Here is a 16,497-nt window from a genome sequence, read left to right on the forward strand (position 1 = left end):
CTATATCTGCCAGCCTATTTATCCTCCTTTTTGCAAAATAAAATAACCTGTTTTACACAGTTCCAATTTTCCTGTATGCCCAGTAAGCATACAGGAAAATCTGTTATTTTATTACTGATATAGCTCACAACAAACTCTTTATCAATAGACACAGGCAAAAAACAATAATTTATCCGCATTATTTACATGTTCTCAAATTAAATAGTACACCTATAATAAAGCTTACAATTAAATCATATCATCTTGATAGATAAGCAACTATTTTTACACCGTCATTTCAACAGTCTAAAAACATCTAAATACATGATAGTATTTAGGTTTCACCCCAAATGATGAAAAATATACTAGCCTATCTTCTGGTACTCCTGGGTATGAACATATCGTTTGGACAAGCCTCCTATCCAACGTCTTCCAATGTAACCGAATCAATTACCTGCATTGCATGTTCTGTTACCTCTGCCAGCCAAGCCTTGAATAATAATCCAACAGATTATGCTACGGTCCATGTTGGTATTAGTGTTATTTCAGTTATTAATCTGGATCTGGTATTTTCACCTTCGCAACCAGGAGGGTCAACTATAGCTATTGTTGTAGAAGATCCTACTGCAACACTGGATCTCTTGAGTGGTGTTACCTATACCCTTCGAAATGGAGGTAGTACAGTTAGTAATTCAGGATGGGGAATGATGCCTTACAATGGTTCTTCTACTCAGAAATTGCTCTATACAACAGCTTCCGCAGCTTTTAACACTATTCGAATAAGCCTTTTTGGTGTATTATCTGTTGATAAAACATTACGAGTATATTCTGCCGCCTCTGCTAGCGGATACATTCCGCTCCCTGTTAACTTTATACAGTTTGCAGGAGTTGCACATACGAATGAAGTTCAGTTAACATGGACAACTGCCAGTGAAAAGAACAATCAATATTTTGAGATGATGAGAAGCTCAGATGGTGCCAATTGGCAAACCATTGGCACTATTGATGGTGGAGGTAATTCACAGAGCCCACTACAATATGAATATACAGATGAAAATCCGTTGAAGGGCAAAAACTACTACAAACTCAAACAGGTGGATTATGATGAAAAGCATAGTTTTTCAAAGATAATCTCTGTAACAGTAACTTCCGGGCAGGAAAGCAGTATTTTATTATCTCCAAATCCAATAGTAAAGCAATCTACAATCTGGCTACAGTTACCTGACACCCAAAGTCAGCAGGAGAGTATAACTGTTTATTTATCTGATCTACAAGGCAGATCTTTAAGCAAACAAATTGTACCTCTAAATGGCAATTCAGGTCAGCTTACAATAAATCCACAATGGGAACCAGGAGTATACATTTTACGAATAGACACTCCTGGTGCTACTGAACAAAAAAGAATTGTGATACATTGATTATCTCCTCCATCTATTTTTATTACTCAAAATAGATGGAGGAATCTGAGAACTTTCAGCTATCCTTGCCTAGGCACAAAAAGGACTGCATCTGCAATAATAGAGCCATTGGCATTAGCGTTAGAGATCTCTACATAACTGCTTTTGCCTTTGGGAAAAGAATACTCTCCAAGCAATACCCATTCTCCGGCAGTTTGCCCTTCTACACGAATATCAGCCTCCTTTATTGTCAATGCTTTCACTTCTTTGCCATTGGTAATGGTAATAGTTGTTTCACTAGCCGCATTTTTTACTTTAGGAAAATACATATACACAGCATACTTTCCGGCCGTAATCACTTCCGGTACAAATCGCACCGCCTTTTTCTCCTTTCCCTGGCTATCATCTGCCAGCCATGAAGGTCCATAACTTCCACCAGGATTATGCTCGCTTTTCCAATTTCCTGTTAATACCGTGTGGACTTTATCCTGATCATCTACTAAAATATCTGCGGGACTATTATCCATCAGAGGATTTGTCTTCAACCATTGCTGAAGCTTCTGGACGTCAATCTTTTGCACAGTCTGCTTACTATCTATAGCCAAACTGGCTGCTAATGCAGATGATTGAGCTAATACCATAAAAACAGGCTCCATTCGGATAGATCCATAGGCAATGTGAGTTGCGGATAAACATACAGGAACCAACAAATTACCACATTCGCTCTCTTTGGGAATCAATGACCGATAGGCTATCGGATAAGGAGGAAAACCACCAATCTGTACATCCCCTTCATTTTTGACCATTTTAACACCATCTTTTTCGATAACTATACGTTGACAATTATGTGAGTCCATAGTATAGGCAGCCATACCCACCCCATCCTTTACAGTCTCTTTGCCCTGACAGTTAGCCTGAGTCATTACATACGCTCCAATCATCCGGCGAGCTTCCCGTACATACATCTGAGGAGACCAGTTTCCATTGTCTGTGTATTCATCTTTAGGATATCCCCATCGTTTCATTTCTGTACGGAGATGCTCAGGTACACGAGGATCATTGCCTACAAAATACAAGAATCCTTTGGTGTACAATTCATGTTCTTTCTGAATCTGAGCTCTGCGGGTATAGTCAGCCTCAGGATAGTCATAGTTCATTCCAATCATATCTGTCGAGAAAGGTCCATTGTTGTTGATATCTGTTTTGTTATTGGGCATAAGATCGGGTTTCATAATCAGATTAAATGGCCGATTCGGCTCTTTCTCCATCACCCGCAACAATAGCTCATACTTTTCAGGATCATATCCTTCCGGTTTAGTAATTGGGATCTGATTAGAAGGATCACTTGTCAAACAAATCCGAAAATTATAGGTCTGTACTTTTTTATCACCTGAACCTGTTGGAGGTAGAGCAGCAGGACTAATCCCCCAAAGTAATCCGCTTTCCGGCTTTCCGGGTATTTTATAAGGGTCAATCCCATCTACAAATTGATGTTTATTGAGCAGTTGTACTCCATTATAGGTTTCATTATATAGTTTGTTGTCTTCTCTCCCTACAAAATAGCTTACACCAGCCTTAGCCATCAAATCACCCTCATAGGTACAATCCATAAACATTTTAGCTTTAATAACATGATTGGTTGCACTAGAAGGCTTATCAGAGTTTTCAATCACAATTTCCTGAATAGTGGTACCTTGCTTTTTAACAGAAGACAAACGATAACTATATAACACCTGCACATTGCCCTTAGAGATATATTCTTTGAAGAGATTCTCAGCTACATGAGGTTCAAATATCCATTGTTCAAATTTGCCATAATGCTTTCCTATACGACGATAATAGTCACGTGCTAGCCCTGTAATTGCATATTTATTACCAATGTCTGTATAGCCTAGTCCTCCTGTGGTAAGTCCACCCAGGTGTTTGCCTGGTTCAATCAAAATCACAGATTTCCCGGCTTTCTTAGCAGTATAAGCTGCCATTACACCTGCCGATGATCCACCATATACACAAATATCTACTGAAGTAGTTACCTGCTGTGCCCAAAGAGAATGCGAAAACACAGGCAAAAGAAGAAATAGAAGAATCAATTTTCTCATAAGTATAAAACAAGGTGTAAAGGATTAGCTATTGAGTAACTTCTGCAAATAGGTAGGATAGTTTTGTCCATCGGCATCTCCCATAGTAATACTATCCCCAAAACATACTACTTTATTATGAGGTAAACCTTTCAAAGTAATATACTGATACACAGCTACCGCCATAACCCGATATCCATCTGCGGTAGGATGCACACCATCTGTCTTACCACTATTGATCTCATTTTTAAGCAGACTCATTGCCGAAAGTCCAATTTCTCCTGTCTTTTCAAAAATATGATGCATATCCAGAAATGAAAGATTTTTCTGCTCAGATATTCTATGAATCACCTCATTGACTTTGGACCTACGCAACGCTGGTCCGTCAGGAGCATAAAACTGAACAGGATGCCGGGTAAATAAGTACGGTTCATACACAGGCAAAATACTCATAACAAGTATCTTACTCTTGATTTTTAGTAACTTCTCAACCAGAGTCTGATAATTACTAGTGTATTCTTCCAGTGGCACATGTTTCATACTGTTCATATCGTTGGTACCTACCATCAGAATGGTCAAGTCAGGATTATGCTGTAGACAATCCTTTTCTATTCGTGCCAGAAGATCACGTGTATTATTCCCTCCTATTCCGGCATTAATTACCAAAGAAGGCTGATCCATAGAAAGCGTTTGTGGTTCTATATCAGGCAAAGAGGCCACAAAAGGAATTGTGGCCAATGATCGTTCTATAAAGTCTCTTCGTTTCACAGGTTTAACAGGCTATCAATAATCAGGATTTTGTTCTAATAGAGGATTAACGTCTCTTTCGGTTTGTGGAATAGGAAACAGATAGTGTCTTTCTTCCACAACGATGTCAGGATTCTGTGCTTTTAAGGCTGAAATGAGCCGCCGTGTTCGGGCCAGGTCATACCAGCGATGTCCCTCAAATGCCAGTTCAAGTCGCCTTTCCAATAAAACACTATTCCGAAACTCATCCTGTGTCAATCCTTCAGCCAGATCATCCAGCCCAGCCCGATTTCGTATGCGATTTACAGCCTTATAAGCATCTGAATTATTAGCTCCCAGCTCGTTTAATGCTTCAGCATACATCAACAGCACATCTGCATAGCGGATAATCGGAAAATTGTTACTCCCTTCTCCATTGGCAGTAGCTGTAGGGTCCAGGTATTTATTTACATAACAAGGAAAGGTAATACTAGCGGGAGCAGCAGGTGTACTGGTAGCCGAGTACAATCGCAGGGTAACGTCGCGTCTCTTATCATTTTCAGAGTAAGCTTCATATAGATTCTGTGTAGCAGGATCATCCCCAAAGCCAGCGATATTATTCACTTTGTCAAACGGAGGGCGCATGTATCCCTGCATAAAACTTCCTTCATTAAATCCCCCGCCCATAGCCTGAATCTCAAAGACAGCCTCTTTTCCATTCTTGTTAGCAATTAGAAATGCTTCGGCATAGTTAGTCCACAAATCATAAATTCCAAGATCTATCACTTCTTTGGCTTTGGTAGCAGCTTTCTCCCATTCCTGACGTGTTAGATACACTTTTGCCAATAATGCCTTGGCTGCTCCCTGAGTAACTCGCCCTATTTCAGCAGCGGAATAGCTGACAGGCAAAACAGATTCTGCTTCTGTAAAATCTTTGATAATTTGTGAGTATACTTCTTCTACAGAAGATCTGGCAATGGTGAGATTATTGAGAGATGTAGTCTCGGTTAATACAATAGGTACGCCTCCAAAAAGCCTTACCAGCGTAAAGTAATAAAATCCACGCAGTAATGTAGCTTCTGCCACATATCGCTTTTTCAAGGCGTCATCCATGCTGATGCCAGGTACACGTCCAATAACTGTATTGGCCTGATTAATCCCTCTATAGCAAGCTGACCATACACTCTGAAAGGTAGTGGTAGCAGGCGTGAAGGTATATTTGTCCAGATCATTTTTTGCCTGATTGGCAGTTGATCGGCCTCCACCCCACTCTGCATCATCAGTAGCCTGATCCTGTAAAATCCACATCAGCTGATTATATAGGTTATTATAGTTCATCTGATCATAGACAGCACTTACAGCGGATCTAGCATCATCCGCATTTTTATAAAAGTTATCAGGTGTAAAGCTGGACTCAGGAGATTGATCCAGTATTCCACAGCCTGATACCAGAATAAATACTACTGTATAAAAAGTGTTTCGGATTTTCATATCTGAATGATTTATCTTCAGTGGCATAAAAATGAACAGGTTGTAAAGAATGCTTCCACAACAATCAGAAGCCAATATTTAACCCAAATAACAATGTTTTGGCAGCAGGATATCCTCCATAGTCAAAGCCCTGGCTACGACTATCCTGTCCGAAACGGTTTACTTCCGGATCAAAGCCTGAATAACGGGTCCATGTCATGAAATTCTGGGCAGTAACATAAAAACGGGCTGACTGAATCTTAATCGCCTTTAGCAACGTATTTGGCAGATTATATGCCAGCTGAACATTCCGAAGCCTTAAATAAGAGCCATCTTCTATCTGACGAGTGGAAATACGATTGGCAGGACGGGTAGTAGAAGCTCTCGGTATGTCAGTGTTCGTGTTGGTTGGTGTCCAGCGATTGAGCATATCCCGATTCTGATTAGTGGTGCCATTCAAATATTCCAGTTCAAAACGGTTGGCGTTCAGAATATCATTTCCATACACTCCTTGAAAGAATACAGTTAGTTCTACTCCTTTATAGGAAAACGTATTGGTAATGCCACCAATAAACTTAGGCTGAGCTCTGCCAATGATGACACGATCCAAGTCGTTGATCTTTTTATCATTATTCAAATCAGCATACTTCCGATCTCCAGGTTTCTTAGCACTGGCATCTACCAGCTGTGTCAATTCGTCTGCTGTCTGATACACACCATTTGTCACATAGCCATAAAAAGATCCTAGTGACTCACCCACCCGAATAATACCTGAATTCGTATTTTGTGCGACATTGGCCACATTCCCTGCAAAAATCTGAGGTGCTCCACCAATGTCTAACACTGTATTCCGATTGGAGGCAAAGTTGATATCAGTAGTCCATTTAAAATCACCAACCAGATTGCGGGAAGATACACTAACCTCAATCCCTTTGTTTTCTACTTTCCCCAGGTTTTTGATAGCACTGGAATATCCGGAAGTACTTGGAATGGTAACACTTAACAACAGGTCACGAGTCCGCTTCAGATACACATCGGCAGTAAGTGTAATCCGATCCTGTAGAAATCCAATGTCTATACCTGCATCAGCCTGAGCTGTCGTTTCCCATGATAAATCCGGATTGGCAGCCTGATTGGGGCCAATACCAGTAGAAACAACATTACCAATGATATAATTTTGTGTACTCAACAACGAATAGGCAGGGTAGTTTCCAATCCCATCCTGGTTACCTGTTAGTCCATAGGAGGTACGTAGTTTTAGATCACTTAGGATTCTATTATTTTTTAGAAAAGATTCTTCAGAAACTCGCCATGCAAAGGCAGCAGAGGGGAAATAGCCAAATCGTTTGTTCTCGCCAAACCGTGAAGAACCGTCGGCACGAAAGGAAACTGTAAACAAGTATTTATCTTTTAGCCCATAGTTGATACGAGCCAGATAAGAAACCAGTCCCCAGGTTCCGATTCCAGAAGAAGGTATCAAAGCGACAGAACCAGTTCCCAGATCTCCGGTTTCCAGAATGTCGTTGACAAAGTTACGAGAAGCAGCCCGACTGCTCTCTGTACGGTTTGCCTGTTGTGTATATCCAAGTAGGACATTCAGATTATGGACAGAATTAAATGTTTTGGTATAGGTAAGCAGGTTTTCATTGAGCCAGGTAATGGATTGAGCATTAAAGATAGCCGCTGATCCACCCTGAGCCAGCCCGCTCTGTACTGTTCTGGGATCATAACGGTCCTGCTTTTGCAGAATGCCATCCAATCCAAATGAAATTTTCAGATTTAATCCTTCCAGAATCTGATATTCGCCAAAGATGTTTCCAAAAATACGATAGGCTGTATTACGATTCTTCCCATCTCTGGCTAGGGCAACTGGATTATCTGCAGTAAAATTCAAGGCAGGATTTGTAATTACATACGAACCATCTTCATTACGTACCGGTAAAATGGGTGGATATTGCAAAGCCGCTATTGTCACTAATCCGGCACTGCCTAAATCACCATCTGTACGTGACTGATTGGTTAGCGTCCGGTTTATCGTTAAGCTGTTTCCAATTTTAATTTTGTTATTGAGCTTTCTGTCTAGGTTCGTACGAAAGGAATATCGGTCAAAATTAGAGTTAATGACAATGCCGTTCTGATTAAAATATCCGGCAGTAACTGCATATTGTGTTTTCTCATCTCCTCCTGACATAGAGAACTGATAATTACTGATTGGGGCGGTACGGAATATCTCATCCTGCCAGTCAGTTCCTTTACCAAACGCATTAATTTGTTCCTGTGTATAGATAGGAGAACGCCCTTCATTTGTATTTGCCTCATTGACCATAGCCGCATATTCACTGGCATTAAGAACAGGATACTTACGTCGTACCTGCTGAATGCCGTAATACGCCTCAAATGAAACATTCGCTTTTCCAGCTTTACCACGTTTTGTAGTAATAATCACCACCCCATTGGCACCCCGAGATCCATAAATAGCTGTTGAAGAAGCATCTTTTAAAACAGTGAGGGATTCAATATCTGAAGGATTAAGAGTACTCAATACATTAAAACTTGAACCACTGCTGGCACCATCATTTTTAAACGGAATGCCATCAATTACATACAGTGGTTCATTATCTCCCTGAATAGAGTTGCCACCCCGTATACGAATAGTAGTACTCCCTCCGGGAGCCGCTGAATTTTGAGTGATTTGTACACCTGCAGCCCGTCCCTGCAACGACTGATCAATGGATGTTACTGCAACTTTCTTGATTTCATCAACAGATACAGTTGAAACAGAGCCTGTCAGATCCGTTTTGCGTACCTGTCCATAGGCAATCACCACTACTTCTCCCAATGCTTTAATGTCTGGCACCAGTTTTATGTCAATTTGTGACTGGGTGCCAACAGGTAACTCTTCTAAGGTATACCCGATGAAACTAAACACCAGTACAGCCTTTTCATCAGCAACAGTTAACTTATACTGCCCCTGTGCATTGGTTGTTGTACCATTGGTAGTTCCTTTTTCAGAAACACTCACACCTACCATAGGACTTCCATTTTCATCCCTCACAACTCCGCTTATAGAAATGCTATGATTCTCTACCTTTTGAACCTCCAGGGATACTGATGAAAGTGAATCATAGGAATCATTCCGACCTTCTTTAAGAAAGTTTTGCTCAGCTTTCTGATGATCTTTACGACGGTTTCGACCTTGCTTTGTACTAAAAATAGCGTAATACCTCTCCCCTATTTTTTCATACTTAAGTTGAAGTGGACTCAAGATATGATCCAGCGACTCTTCCAGATTATTTGTTATCGTAATATTCGGTGCCACAAACTTTTCCTGAATAGCAGCATTGTCAAAATTAAAGTAAACCTTAAATTTTTTCTCCATGTCTGACAATACCACTCTCAGTGCACGTGATTTCTGGTTACTATCCCGATCTTGCCTTACACGTATACCTGAAGCAAGCTCTTGAGCAAATGCATTTTTTTGACTAAAAAATACTATTTGAAATAAGACACACAAAAGACAGATGTAACGAGTTCGTTTCATACATAATTAGGAGGATAAAGTGGGGCTACTGCAAAATAATTTGATTTTCGGTACGAGTCACATGTAATCCGTAGATACTGGAAAGCGAGTTTAGAATTACTTCCAGATCATTATTGGGAAGCGTACCTGTATAGTATTGCTGGTTGAAAGAAGTATCCTGAAGTATAATTTTAATACCATAATAGTCCTCTACAGTCTGTAGCACTTCAGATAAAGGGATAGAATCAAAAACAAGTTTATTTTCCTGCCAGGCTGTATACAATTCCGGCTTTACATTCATTCGTTTTAACACAGTGTCTTTTGGAGAAAATGCCACCAGATCACCTGGCCTCATGTATACAGACGATACCTGCTTACTAGCAAAAGCACTTACCTTTACCTTTCCTTCTTTCAATACTACTCGTGTACTTCCACGTCGATCTGACACATTAAATTTAGTTCCTAATACTTCTACATTCAGGTTGCCAGTGTGTACAATAAACTTTTTGGCTTTAGCATTTTTTCGAATGCTAAAAAAAGCCTCTCCTTCCAGCCAAACTTCCCGTTGTGTATTGTCCAAAAAATCTCTTGGTATTCGTAAAGTTGAATGCGCATTGAGTACAATCTGACTATGATCAGGCAGGATCAGGGTTCGGGTTTCTCCATAAGCAGTCTGGTATGTCTGGTAAAAAAAGACATCTTTCATTGTCCAGAACATTACACTTACTATCAGTAGTATAGATGCAGCAACACTGATCCATCCCCAAAAGAAGTTCTTTGTTTTAGTAGTATCCTGACCAGAAACAGATTTCGATAATGAATGAGTAGCCTGGTTCTCCAACACAAAACTTCTATACTTAGTGTGAGCTTGCTCCAGATCCGGTACATATTGAGGATAAGTCATCTCCCATTTATCCAGACATTCATAAAATGCTTCTTCATTCTCCGAGTCCTGCAACCACTTTTCTATCATGTTCTTTTGCAGAAGAGTAGCACGACCAGCAAAGTATTCAAACAGGATTTCTTGTGTAACAGGCTTTTTCATATTTCTACAAAGAGAATAGTACAATGTCAGTACGATACGACAACTTTTCTTTCAGACACATTTACAGACACAGACACGTAGTGTATGCTAAAAAATTATAAGATAGAAGACAGCAGAAACAAGAAAAGTACTCCTCCTTCCTTCAGAACTTTCCGTAACAAGGCTAAGGCATTGCTAATATGAACCTCTACAGTACGCTGTGAAATCTGCATCTCCTCTGCGATCTCATGGTTTTTCTTGCCATCAAAACGGCTCATCAGAAATACCTTTTGACACTTGGGAGACATTTCATCTACTGTTTTTTGGATCATCTGATAGAGCTCATCATAAAACATCTGCTGATCCGAAGATTGAGTCTCAGATACAATAGGCAGGTCTTCCACAGAAATTGAGGATGTTAATTTTTGTCGCAAATAGTTAAAGGATCGGTTCCTAACTGTTTTAAACAAGTAAGATCGGTACGAGCTATGCACCTGTTCAAAAATTCGGTTTTTCCAGAAGTCATGAAAAATCTCTGCAACCAGATCTTCTGCTATTTCCCGCGAATACACATAGCGAACAGCATGACTACAAAGTACAGGATAGTATCTTCGAAATAGCAACGAACAGCCTTCCCAGGCATCTGTCTCAAATGCTTTCCGAATAAAGAACTCTGTATCTACCTGATTCTCCGCAGAGGAAATCTGTTCAGATAACTCTGTCATGTTAGTTCCTTGCTGGAACGACTCATCTGGGGTAGAAGATAGTTGCATTTGCCAGTGGTTAAATTTGCATAGATCAACTTTTTCTCAGCATTATACCATATAGACACAAAAGCATAGTATTACACGTAGTTAAATTTGAACTTTTTTATAAAAAAGAGAAATAAAGAATTGCTTTTCCTAAAAAGCAGGCAAGAAGGATCATTGTACAGAGTAAAATTCTTCCGGAAGCAGAAGGCTGTACGAAAATCCAGTCGATTAAGGGTAAAAAAATACCCAGGCTTGATTGCCTGGGTATCAAATTTCAACTAATTATTTTCTAGTGCGCTAAAAAGGAGAATCCTCTTCCCGATGTGTACCTAGAATCGCACTTAGTATATAGCCTATTCCACCAATAATTCCACCTATAGCACAGCCAATCACTACCAAAGATAACTTACCTCCATATCTCATCACATAGAAGATATAGGAGGATGCACCGAATCCTATTAACAGAAGGAAAATTCCATACAGATATCCTGCGCGACTTTCTTGCTTGAATTCTCCACCAGCCCTAGCATATAAATCTTCAAGTAATGCTGTTGCCTGTTGTGAAGTCATTCCTCGATAATCAGCAGTTAATGTTTCCAGTATATACTCTCTCCTCACGCCATCTTTTATAGCGCTAATTGCATATTCTATATTATTGGCATGTACACCCAGATCAGTATGTTTCTCTATAACAGCATCAAATTTTCCCATTGGTATTTCTGCTTATTTTGTAATTACCAGTTTTTGTACAAATTTTTGCTCTCCCAACATTACTTCCACAATGTAGATTCCATCTGCCAAGGCAGAAGTATTAAGAACTAATTCATTGTTGTTTAGTTTTACAGTTTGTTCCTGTATCACTTGTCCCATTATTGTAGATACAGTTACATGTGCTGACTGAGCTTTTGTTACCTCCTCAACAAAAACAACCTTTACACTTTCATTTGCCGGGTTTGGTACCAATTGTATCTGACGGGAACTGGTTGCCTGATCATAAGTAACAGAAACTACTTTGGAGTATAAATACTGACCATCCTGATCTACTTGCTTTAGACGATAATAGTTGCGTCCATTTGCAGGTGCTGAATCATAACAATAATAACTCTCCAACTGATTGCTGTTTCCTTTGGCACTTACCTGACATAGTTGAGTGAAAGTACTTCCATCTAAAGAACGTTCTACTATAAAATAATCTGTCTCAGACTCATAGGTAGTCTGCCAGTTTATCTGCACACCTGTACTGATCTTTTGTGCATTAAAAGAAAGCAATGTAGCAGGAAGAGGTACCAGACAAACCACATTTAGACTGGAAGAAACGATGTAACAGTTAGCAGAGCTCAGGTTAGGTACACTGCTGGCAATACGCAACCGCACCAGATCATTTTGATTAACTGTTGGAAAAGTAGGTATATATACGCTATCAGTAGCCCCAACAATATCTGTCCAGGAAGTACCATTATTTGAACTAACTTCCCACTGGTATTTAGGACTGGAATATTCATCTGTAATAGAATCAACCCAAACCAATGGAGTAGGTGTACAACCTGGAAAATTGTTTCCCAACAAAACAGAAGGTCCACAGGCACGAAACGAGAAGTCATCCAACGCAATATCGTTACCACCACCACCAGGTGCTTTATTCCGTACTTTTAATTCCAGTGATGTAACCCCTGCTTTGGTAGTAAAGGTAAATCCTACCTTATGCCATTGTTCATCATTAGGTATCGGTGCGGGAGGACTATAAGCAACCACCTCATTTCCACTGCCATCACCAATGATAAATTCGATATCAGGAAGTACCCGGTAGCTTCTTGAATCAGATGTAGTTGCATTAACAGTACCTGAAGTGTACCAGTCATACAAGTTACAGCCGCTACCACCTGAATTACTATGCGTAGTCAGATTTCGATTACCTGTTGCACTCACCCCACCGTCAAGCTGCGATAACTGCTGGCATCCAGGCTCTCGGGTAGGATCACAATTTTTAAATCCGCCATCTGCAGTTCCTGAACTTCCATAGGCAGTCCGATAAGTTTGTTTATCAACGTTCATTACCTGCACACTGAACTCATATCTGGTCAACTCACAGAAATTATTACTTGGCACCTGCTTGAAGAAAATATTGGGTTGATAAGCGGCATTGGCTAACATCAGGTACCCAGTACCACTATAATCTGTATTAGTAGTCCATACACCCCAGGCATTTCTTATGCCATTTACAAGAGTATAATATCCATCATTAGGTCCTCCGTTACCACCAAAGTTCAATACATCTACATAACAATAAGAACCACCACCTGTCACATCGACCCAAGGCCCGGAATCATCTATGGAACTTCTGGATGGAGGATCTGTCCAGGGTGATGTCTGAGCTATATTATAGGTAGGCGTAGAAGCATAGCTATCAAAGTCACCATTGGTAAAGATATTATTCCCAAGTGTTCCTGTACAGAGAGAGCCTTCAATGCGAATCAGATTAGATGCTGTTGTGGCAAAATTATAATCCGACGCGATACGCAGTTCGTCTATATAACTTTGAGGTATAGTTGATGCCACTCCCCCACCATAATAAGCAAGACTTGTAAATGTATTAACAACTCCAGCTGCCGATGAAGCAGAAACAGGAGCATTGCTAGTGGCAGGAGTACCAGACTGCCCAATATTGGTAGGATTCACATATAATGTTACCTGATTGCCTGTAGCTGAATTAAAATTAATTCTGGCAACCAGTAATGTCCATTGATTGGGTGTAATGATATCATTGCTGACAGTCACAGCATTATTAATCCGAATAGACCAATAGCGACTACCTCCGGAATTAGATGAAGCACCAAAATAACCAACAGCCAGATGATTTCCACTATCACCATCCCAATCATCTGAGTTTCTATGTAAAGAAATATAGGCTGGATTATCGTTATTCTCAGTTTTATTCACTAAAAAGCTAAGCCATAATGTAGTTCCATTTGCACCAACAGAAGTAGTTGTAGAGGAATAACTATTAGAAGTAAAGTTACCTGGTATTACCAGATAATTAGTACCATTACTCGTATTTCCCGTATTGGAGTTAGTACCATTTCTCCCAAATGGCCCGGCAGGACTATTTTGAAGTTTTCTTCCTATGGAAGAAGCAGTCCCTGTTTGTACAAAATGTCCGGCAGTAATGAGATCATATACGCCTGCCGTGTAATCAACAGAGGGCGAAGGACTTACTACATACGTTCCAGTCCCTCCAACCTCTTGCCAGTCACCTCCCCATCCCAAACTGGTCGCAAGATTAGTGGTAGTACCACCTGTGAATTTACCATTATGGATCTGATGAAGACTTTCGTTAGTCGTATTAAAATAATCAAAGCCCTCATAAACAAGTACCTGGGCACAAAGTTGCCCTGATACTATACTGTGTATGGCCAACAGTACTAAAAGTTTGAGTAAAGATTTGTATTTCATTTTTCATAGCAGGTTAATTCGTGCACTTTAATACCCATGTATAGACATCTTACTTGTAGTAGCATGAAAAAAAATGTATAAGATTACGGTTGAGGCAATCTTATAATCAAAAATCTTACGTATTCACTTGTATAACTAGTCTGAAAAAGGCATTATCTCAGTAAAAAAATAAAATCCTGAACCACAACAATTTGTACAAACCCATGACTTAATCAGTAGGATTTCAGACTATTAATATTACCTCAAACCCCTCTTATCCAGTTAGTCTATGTTTTTCTACCCTAATTAAAGCTACAACCCACTATCTATTAAATCCCAGCATATTTCAGAAAAAAGTTACAGACATATGATCTAATAGAAAACAGGATACTTAGATAGAAAGGTAGGGGATCATCCTAAAGAAGCCATTTCTTATAACAAGGTTCTCAAGAGCACTTTTAATATTATCATTCATAAAGTAGATCAACTACCACAAAAACATTGCATATAACAACATAATAAAAAGCAGGATTTACTTAAATTTCTACTTTCTATATTATTATTACATCAAATAAATAGATATATCTTTGCCAGAAAATCCCAAGTATCTTTACTTTCATAAATATGTAGGCTAACCAATCCATTATGATACACAAAACGGTTTATTTACTTATATTCCTTTTTCCTCATTTTCTACACGCCCAATTTGATAAATCCTATATAGCTGTCCCGATACTAGATACTATACCTATCAATGTCTATACAAAACTAACCCAACGACTGGAGGAGGATAAAACACATGTCAAAGGATATAGTAGGAAAATCAATAACTATATAAAACATCTATATGAGGAACGCTTCGAATATGTCGTATCCAACTTTAATAATGACTACCTTATAGATGACCCAATAATCACCCCCTATCTTCAACAAATTCAAGAGAAGATCTACAAGGCTAATCCTACATTGAGTAAAGAAACAACTGTATATGTATATCGTAGTAGTGTACCCAATGCATTTAGCTTTGGAGATGGAAATCTTGCTATTACTCTTGGTTTATTAAGCCGTTTACAGAATGAAAGTCAGCTTGCATTCATTTTATGTCATGAATTGGCACATTATCATCGCAGACATGCGGATATGCAGATAACCACACTTGCCAGATTAAACTATGATAAAGAACTGGAAAAGCAACTGGAACGGAATACAACCTATAACTACAAAAAAGAGTTAATCAAAAACCTGGAGTTATCTATCAATCAACATAGCCGTACCTATGAATTCGAAGCAGATTCTATAGGATTAACCTATTTCCTGAACACAAACTATGACCTAAGTGCCCCTGTTGAATGCATGGATATTTTAGGTAAAGCGGATAAAGGTTTTAACCAAACATCAATCGACTTTAAAAAATATTTTGATTTTGCAGAATATCCTTTTAAGACAACCTGGTTAGCCTATGAAAAATCTACAACCTGGGACAGGAATGAAAAAGAGGACACATTTGATGATTCAGATATCACCCACACACATCCAAATTGCCAACGCAGGCAGGCTGCCTTAAAAAGACAGCTTCAGGGAAAAACAAATAGACAATCAGCAAAAAGTAATGAAACGAAATTTCAACATATAACAACCTTATCCACCTTTGAAGAGATTGCGTCAAACTATCATTTCAAAGAATATGGGGTGGCACTATTTAGTACATTGCTTTTATTGGAAAAGTATCCTGAAAACACCTATCTCCATGCAATGGTCAGCCAGTGTATTTACCAACTGTATATGTATCAAAAAAATCATGAGATAGGTAAAGTATTAGACCTTCCAGACTCGCGCTTTGCAGATAATTATGACAGGTTTCTAACATTCTTTCAGCAGCTTCGATTGTCCGAAATAGCAAGCATTGGTTATCAATATGCAGAATCCAGAAAAACAAAAGATGCCACCAGTGAAGACTTCTGGTATGCCTACTGGCTCTGTAGTCAGTTACCTGCAAGTAAAACTACACCCACGAAAATAAAAGCTGAATATGTGGGCATCTTTCCAACAGGAAAATATATAGCCAGCATGAGACAACAATGATTTCAAAACTGCAACATTCTAACTGCAAAATCCTGATATA

10 protein-coding genes are annotated in these 16,497 nt (G+C 39.3%); 2 read left to right on the forward strand and 8 right to left on the reverse strand.

Annotated features, from left to right (window positions below; translation table 11 throughout):
- The first annotated feature begins 329 nt into the window (after nucleotides 1–329).
- The gene (locus QNI15_RS02130; protein ID WP_314030297.1) at nucleotides 330–1,397 is read left to right on the forward strand and encodes a T9SS type A sorting domain-containing protein; all 1,068 of its coding nucleotides are present in this window, start codon (nucleotides 330–332) and stop codon (nucleotides 1,395–1,397) included.
- A 59-nt stretch (nucleotides 1,398–1,456) separates the two neighbouring features.
- Here QNI15_RS02130 and QNI15_RS02135 read toward each other — a convergent pair whose 3' ends face one another.
- From QNI15_RS02135 to QNI15_RS02170, 8 genes are all read right to left on the reverse strand, one after another.
- On the reverse strand, nucleotides 1,457–3,475 hold the full coding sequence (locus tag QNI15_RS02135; RefSeq protein ID WP_314030299.1) for an FAD-dependent oxidoreductase: 2,019 nt from the start codon (nucleotides 3,473–3,475) through the stop codon (nucleotides 1,457–1,459).
- A 24-nt stretch (nucleotides 3,476–3,499) separates the two neighbouring features.
- Nucleotides 3,500–4,222 (reverse strand): SGNH/GDSL hydrolase family protein, encoded by a 723-nt coding sequence (locus QNI15_RS02140; RefSeq protein ID WP_313993669.1) that lies wholly within the window; start codon nucleotides 4,220–4,222, stop codon nucleotides 3,500–3,502.
- A 15-nt stretch (nucleotides 4,223–4,237) separates the two neighbouring features.
- Nucleotides 4,238–5,671 carry a RagB/SusD family nutrient uptake outer membrane protein gene (locus tag QNI15_RS02145; protein WP_313993672.1) on the reverse strand — a complete coding sequence of 478 codons (1,434 nt, stop codon included), beginning with the start codon at nucleotides 5,669–5,671 and terminating at the stop codon, nucleotides 4,238–4,240.
- A gap of 64 nt (nucleotides 5,672–5,735) precedes the next feature.
- Nucleotides 5,736–9,191 (reverse strand): SusC/RagA family TonB-linked outer membrane protein, encoded by a 3,456-nt coding sequence (locus QNI15_RS02150; RefSeq protein ID WP_314030300.1) that lies wholly within the window; start codon nucleotides 9,189–9,191, stop codon nucleotides 5,736–5,738.
- Between the two features lie 25 nt (nucleotides 9,192–9,216).
- Nucleotides 9,217–10,215, reverse strand: coding sequence for a FecR family protein (locus QNI15_RS02155; RefSeq protein ID WP_314030301.1), 999 nt, complete (start codon nucleotides 10,213–10,215; stop codon nucleotides 9,217–9,219).
- 95 nt (nucleotides 10,216–10,310) lie between these two features.
- On the reverse strand, nucleotides 10,311–10,967 hold the full coding sequence (locus tag QNI15_RS02160) for an RNA polymerase sigma-70 factor (protein WP_314030303.1): 657 nt from the start codon (nucleotides 10,965–10,967) through the stop codon (nucleotides 10,311–10,313).
- 276 nt (nucleotides 10,968–11,243) lie between these two features.
- Nucleotides 11,244–11,657, reverse strand: a complete 414-nt coding sequence (locus QNI15_RS02165; protein ID WP_313993681.1) for a hypothetical protein — start codon at nucleotides 11,655–11,657, stop codon at nucleotides 11,244–11,246.
- Between the two features lie 12 nt (nucleotides 11,658–11,669).
- Nucleotides 11,670–14,396: a T9SS type A sorting domain-containing protein gene (locus QNI15_RS02170; RefSeq protein ID WP_314030305.1), complete on the reverse strand. Its 2,727-nt coding sequence runs from the start codon at nucleotides 14,394–14,396 to the stop codon at nucleotides 11,670–11,672.
- Nucleotides 14,397–15,020: 624 nt separating this feature from the next.
- On the opposite strand from QNI15_RS02170, the gene QNI15_RS02175 reads away from it, so the two are divergent.
- On the forward strand, nucleotides 15,021–16,457 hold the full coding sequence (locus QNI15_RS02175; protein ID WP_314030307.1) for a M48 family metallopeptidase: 1,437 nt from the start codon (nucleotides 15,021–15,023) through the stop codon (nucleotides 16,455–16,457).
- Nucleotides 16,458–16,497: the final 40 nt, after the last annotated feature.

This window comes from Xanthocytophaga flava, from assembly GCF_030068545.1.
GTDB lineage: Bacteria > Bacteroidota > Bacteroidia > Cytophagales > 172606-1 > Xanthocytophaga > Xanthocytophaga flava.

Coding starts and splice junctions, on each gene's coding strand:
- QNI15_RS02130 (WP_314030297.1), top strand. CDS start 330: ATGATGAAAAATATACTAGCCTATCTTCTGGTACTCCTGGGTATGAAC.
- QNI15_RS02155 (WP_314030301.1), bottom strand. CDS start 10,215: ATGAAAAAGCCTGTTACACAAGAAATCCTGTTTGAATACTTTGCTGGT.
- QNI15_RS02175 (WP_314030307.1), top strand. CDS start 15,021: ATGATACACAAAACGGTTTATTTACTTATATTCCTTTTTCCTCATTTT.
- QNI15_RS02150 (WP_314030300.1), bottom strand. CDS start 9,191: ATGAAACGAACTCGTTACATCTGTCTTTTGTGTGTCTTATTTCAAATA.
- QNI15_RS02170 (WP_314030305.1), bottom strand. CDS start 14,396: ATGAAATACAAATCTTTACTCAAACTTTTAGTACTGTTGGCCATACAC.
- QNI15_RS02160 (WP_314030303.1), bottom strand. CDS start 10,967: ATGCAACTATCTTCTACCCCAGATGAGTCGTTCCAGCAAGGAACTAAC.
- QNI15_RS02145 (WP_313993672.1), bottom strand. CDS start 5,671: ATGAAAATCCGAAACACTTTTTATACAGTAGTATTTATTCTGGTATCA.
- QNI15_RS02165 (WP_313993681.1), bottom strand. CDS start 11,657: ATGGGAAAATTTGATGCTGTTATAGAGAAACATACTGATCTGGGTGTA.
- QNI15_RS02135 (WP_314030299.1), bottom strand. CDS start 3,475: ATGAGAAAATTGATTCTTCTATTTCTTCTTTTGCCTGTGTTTTCGCAT.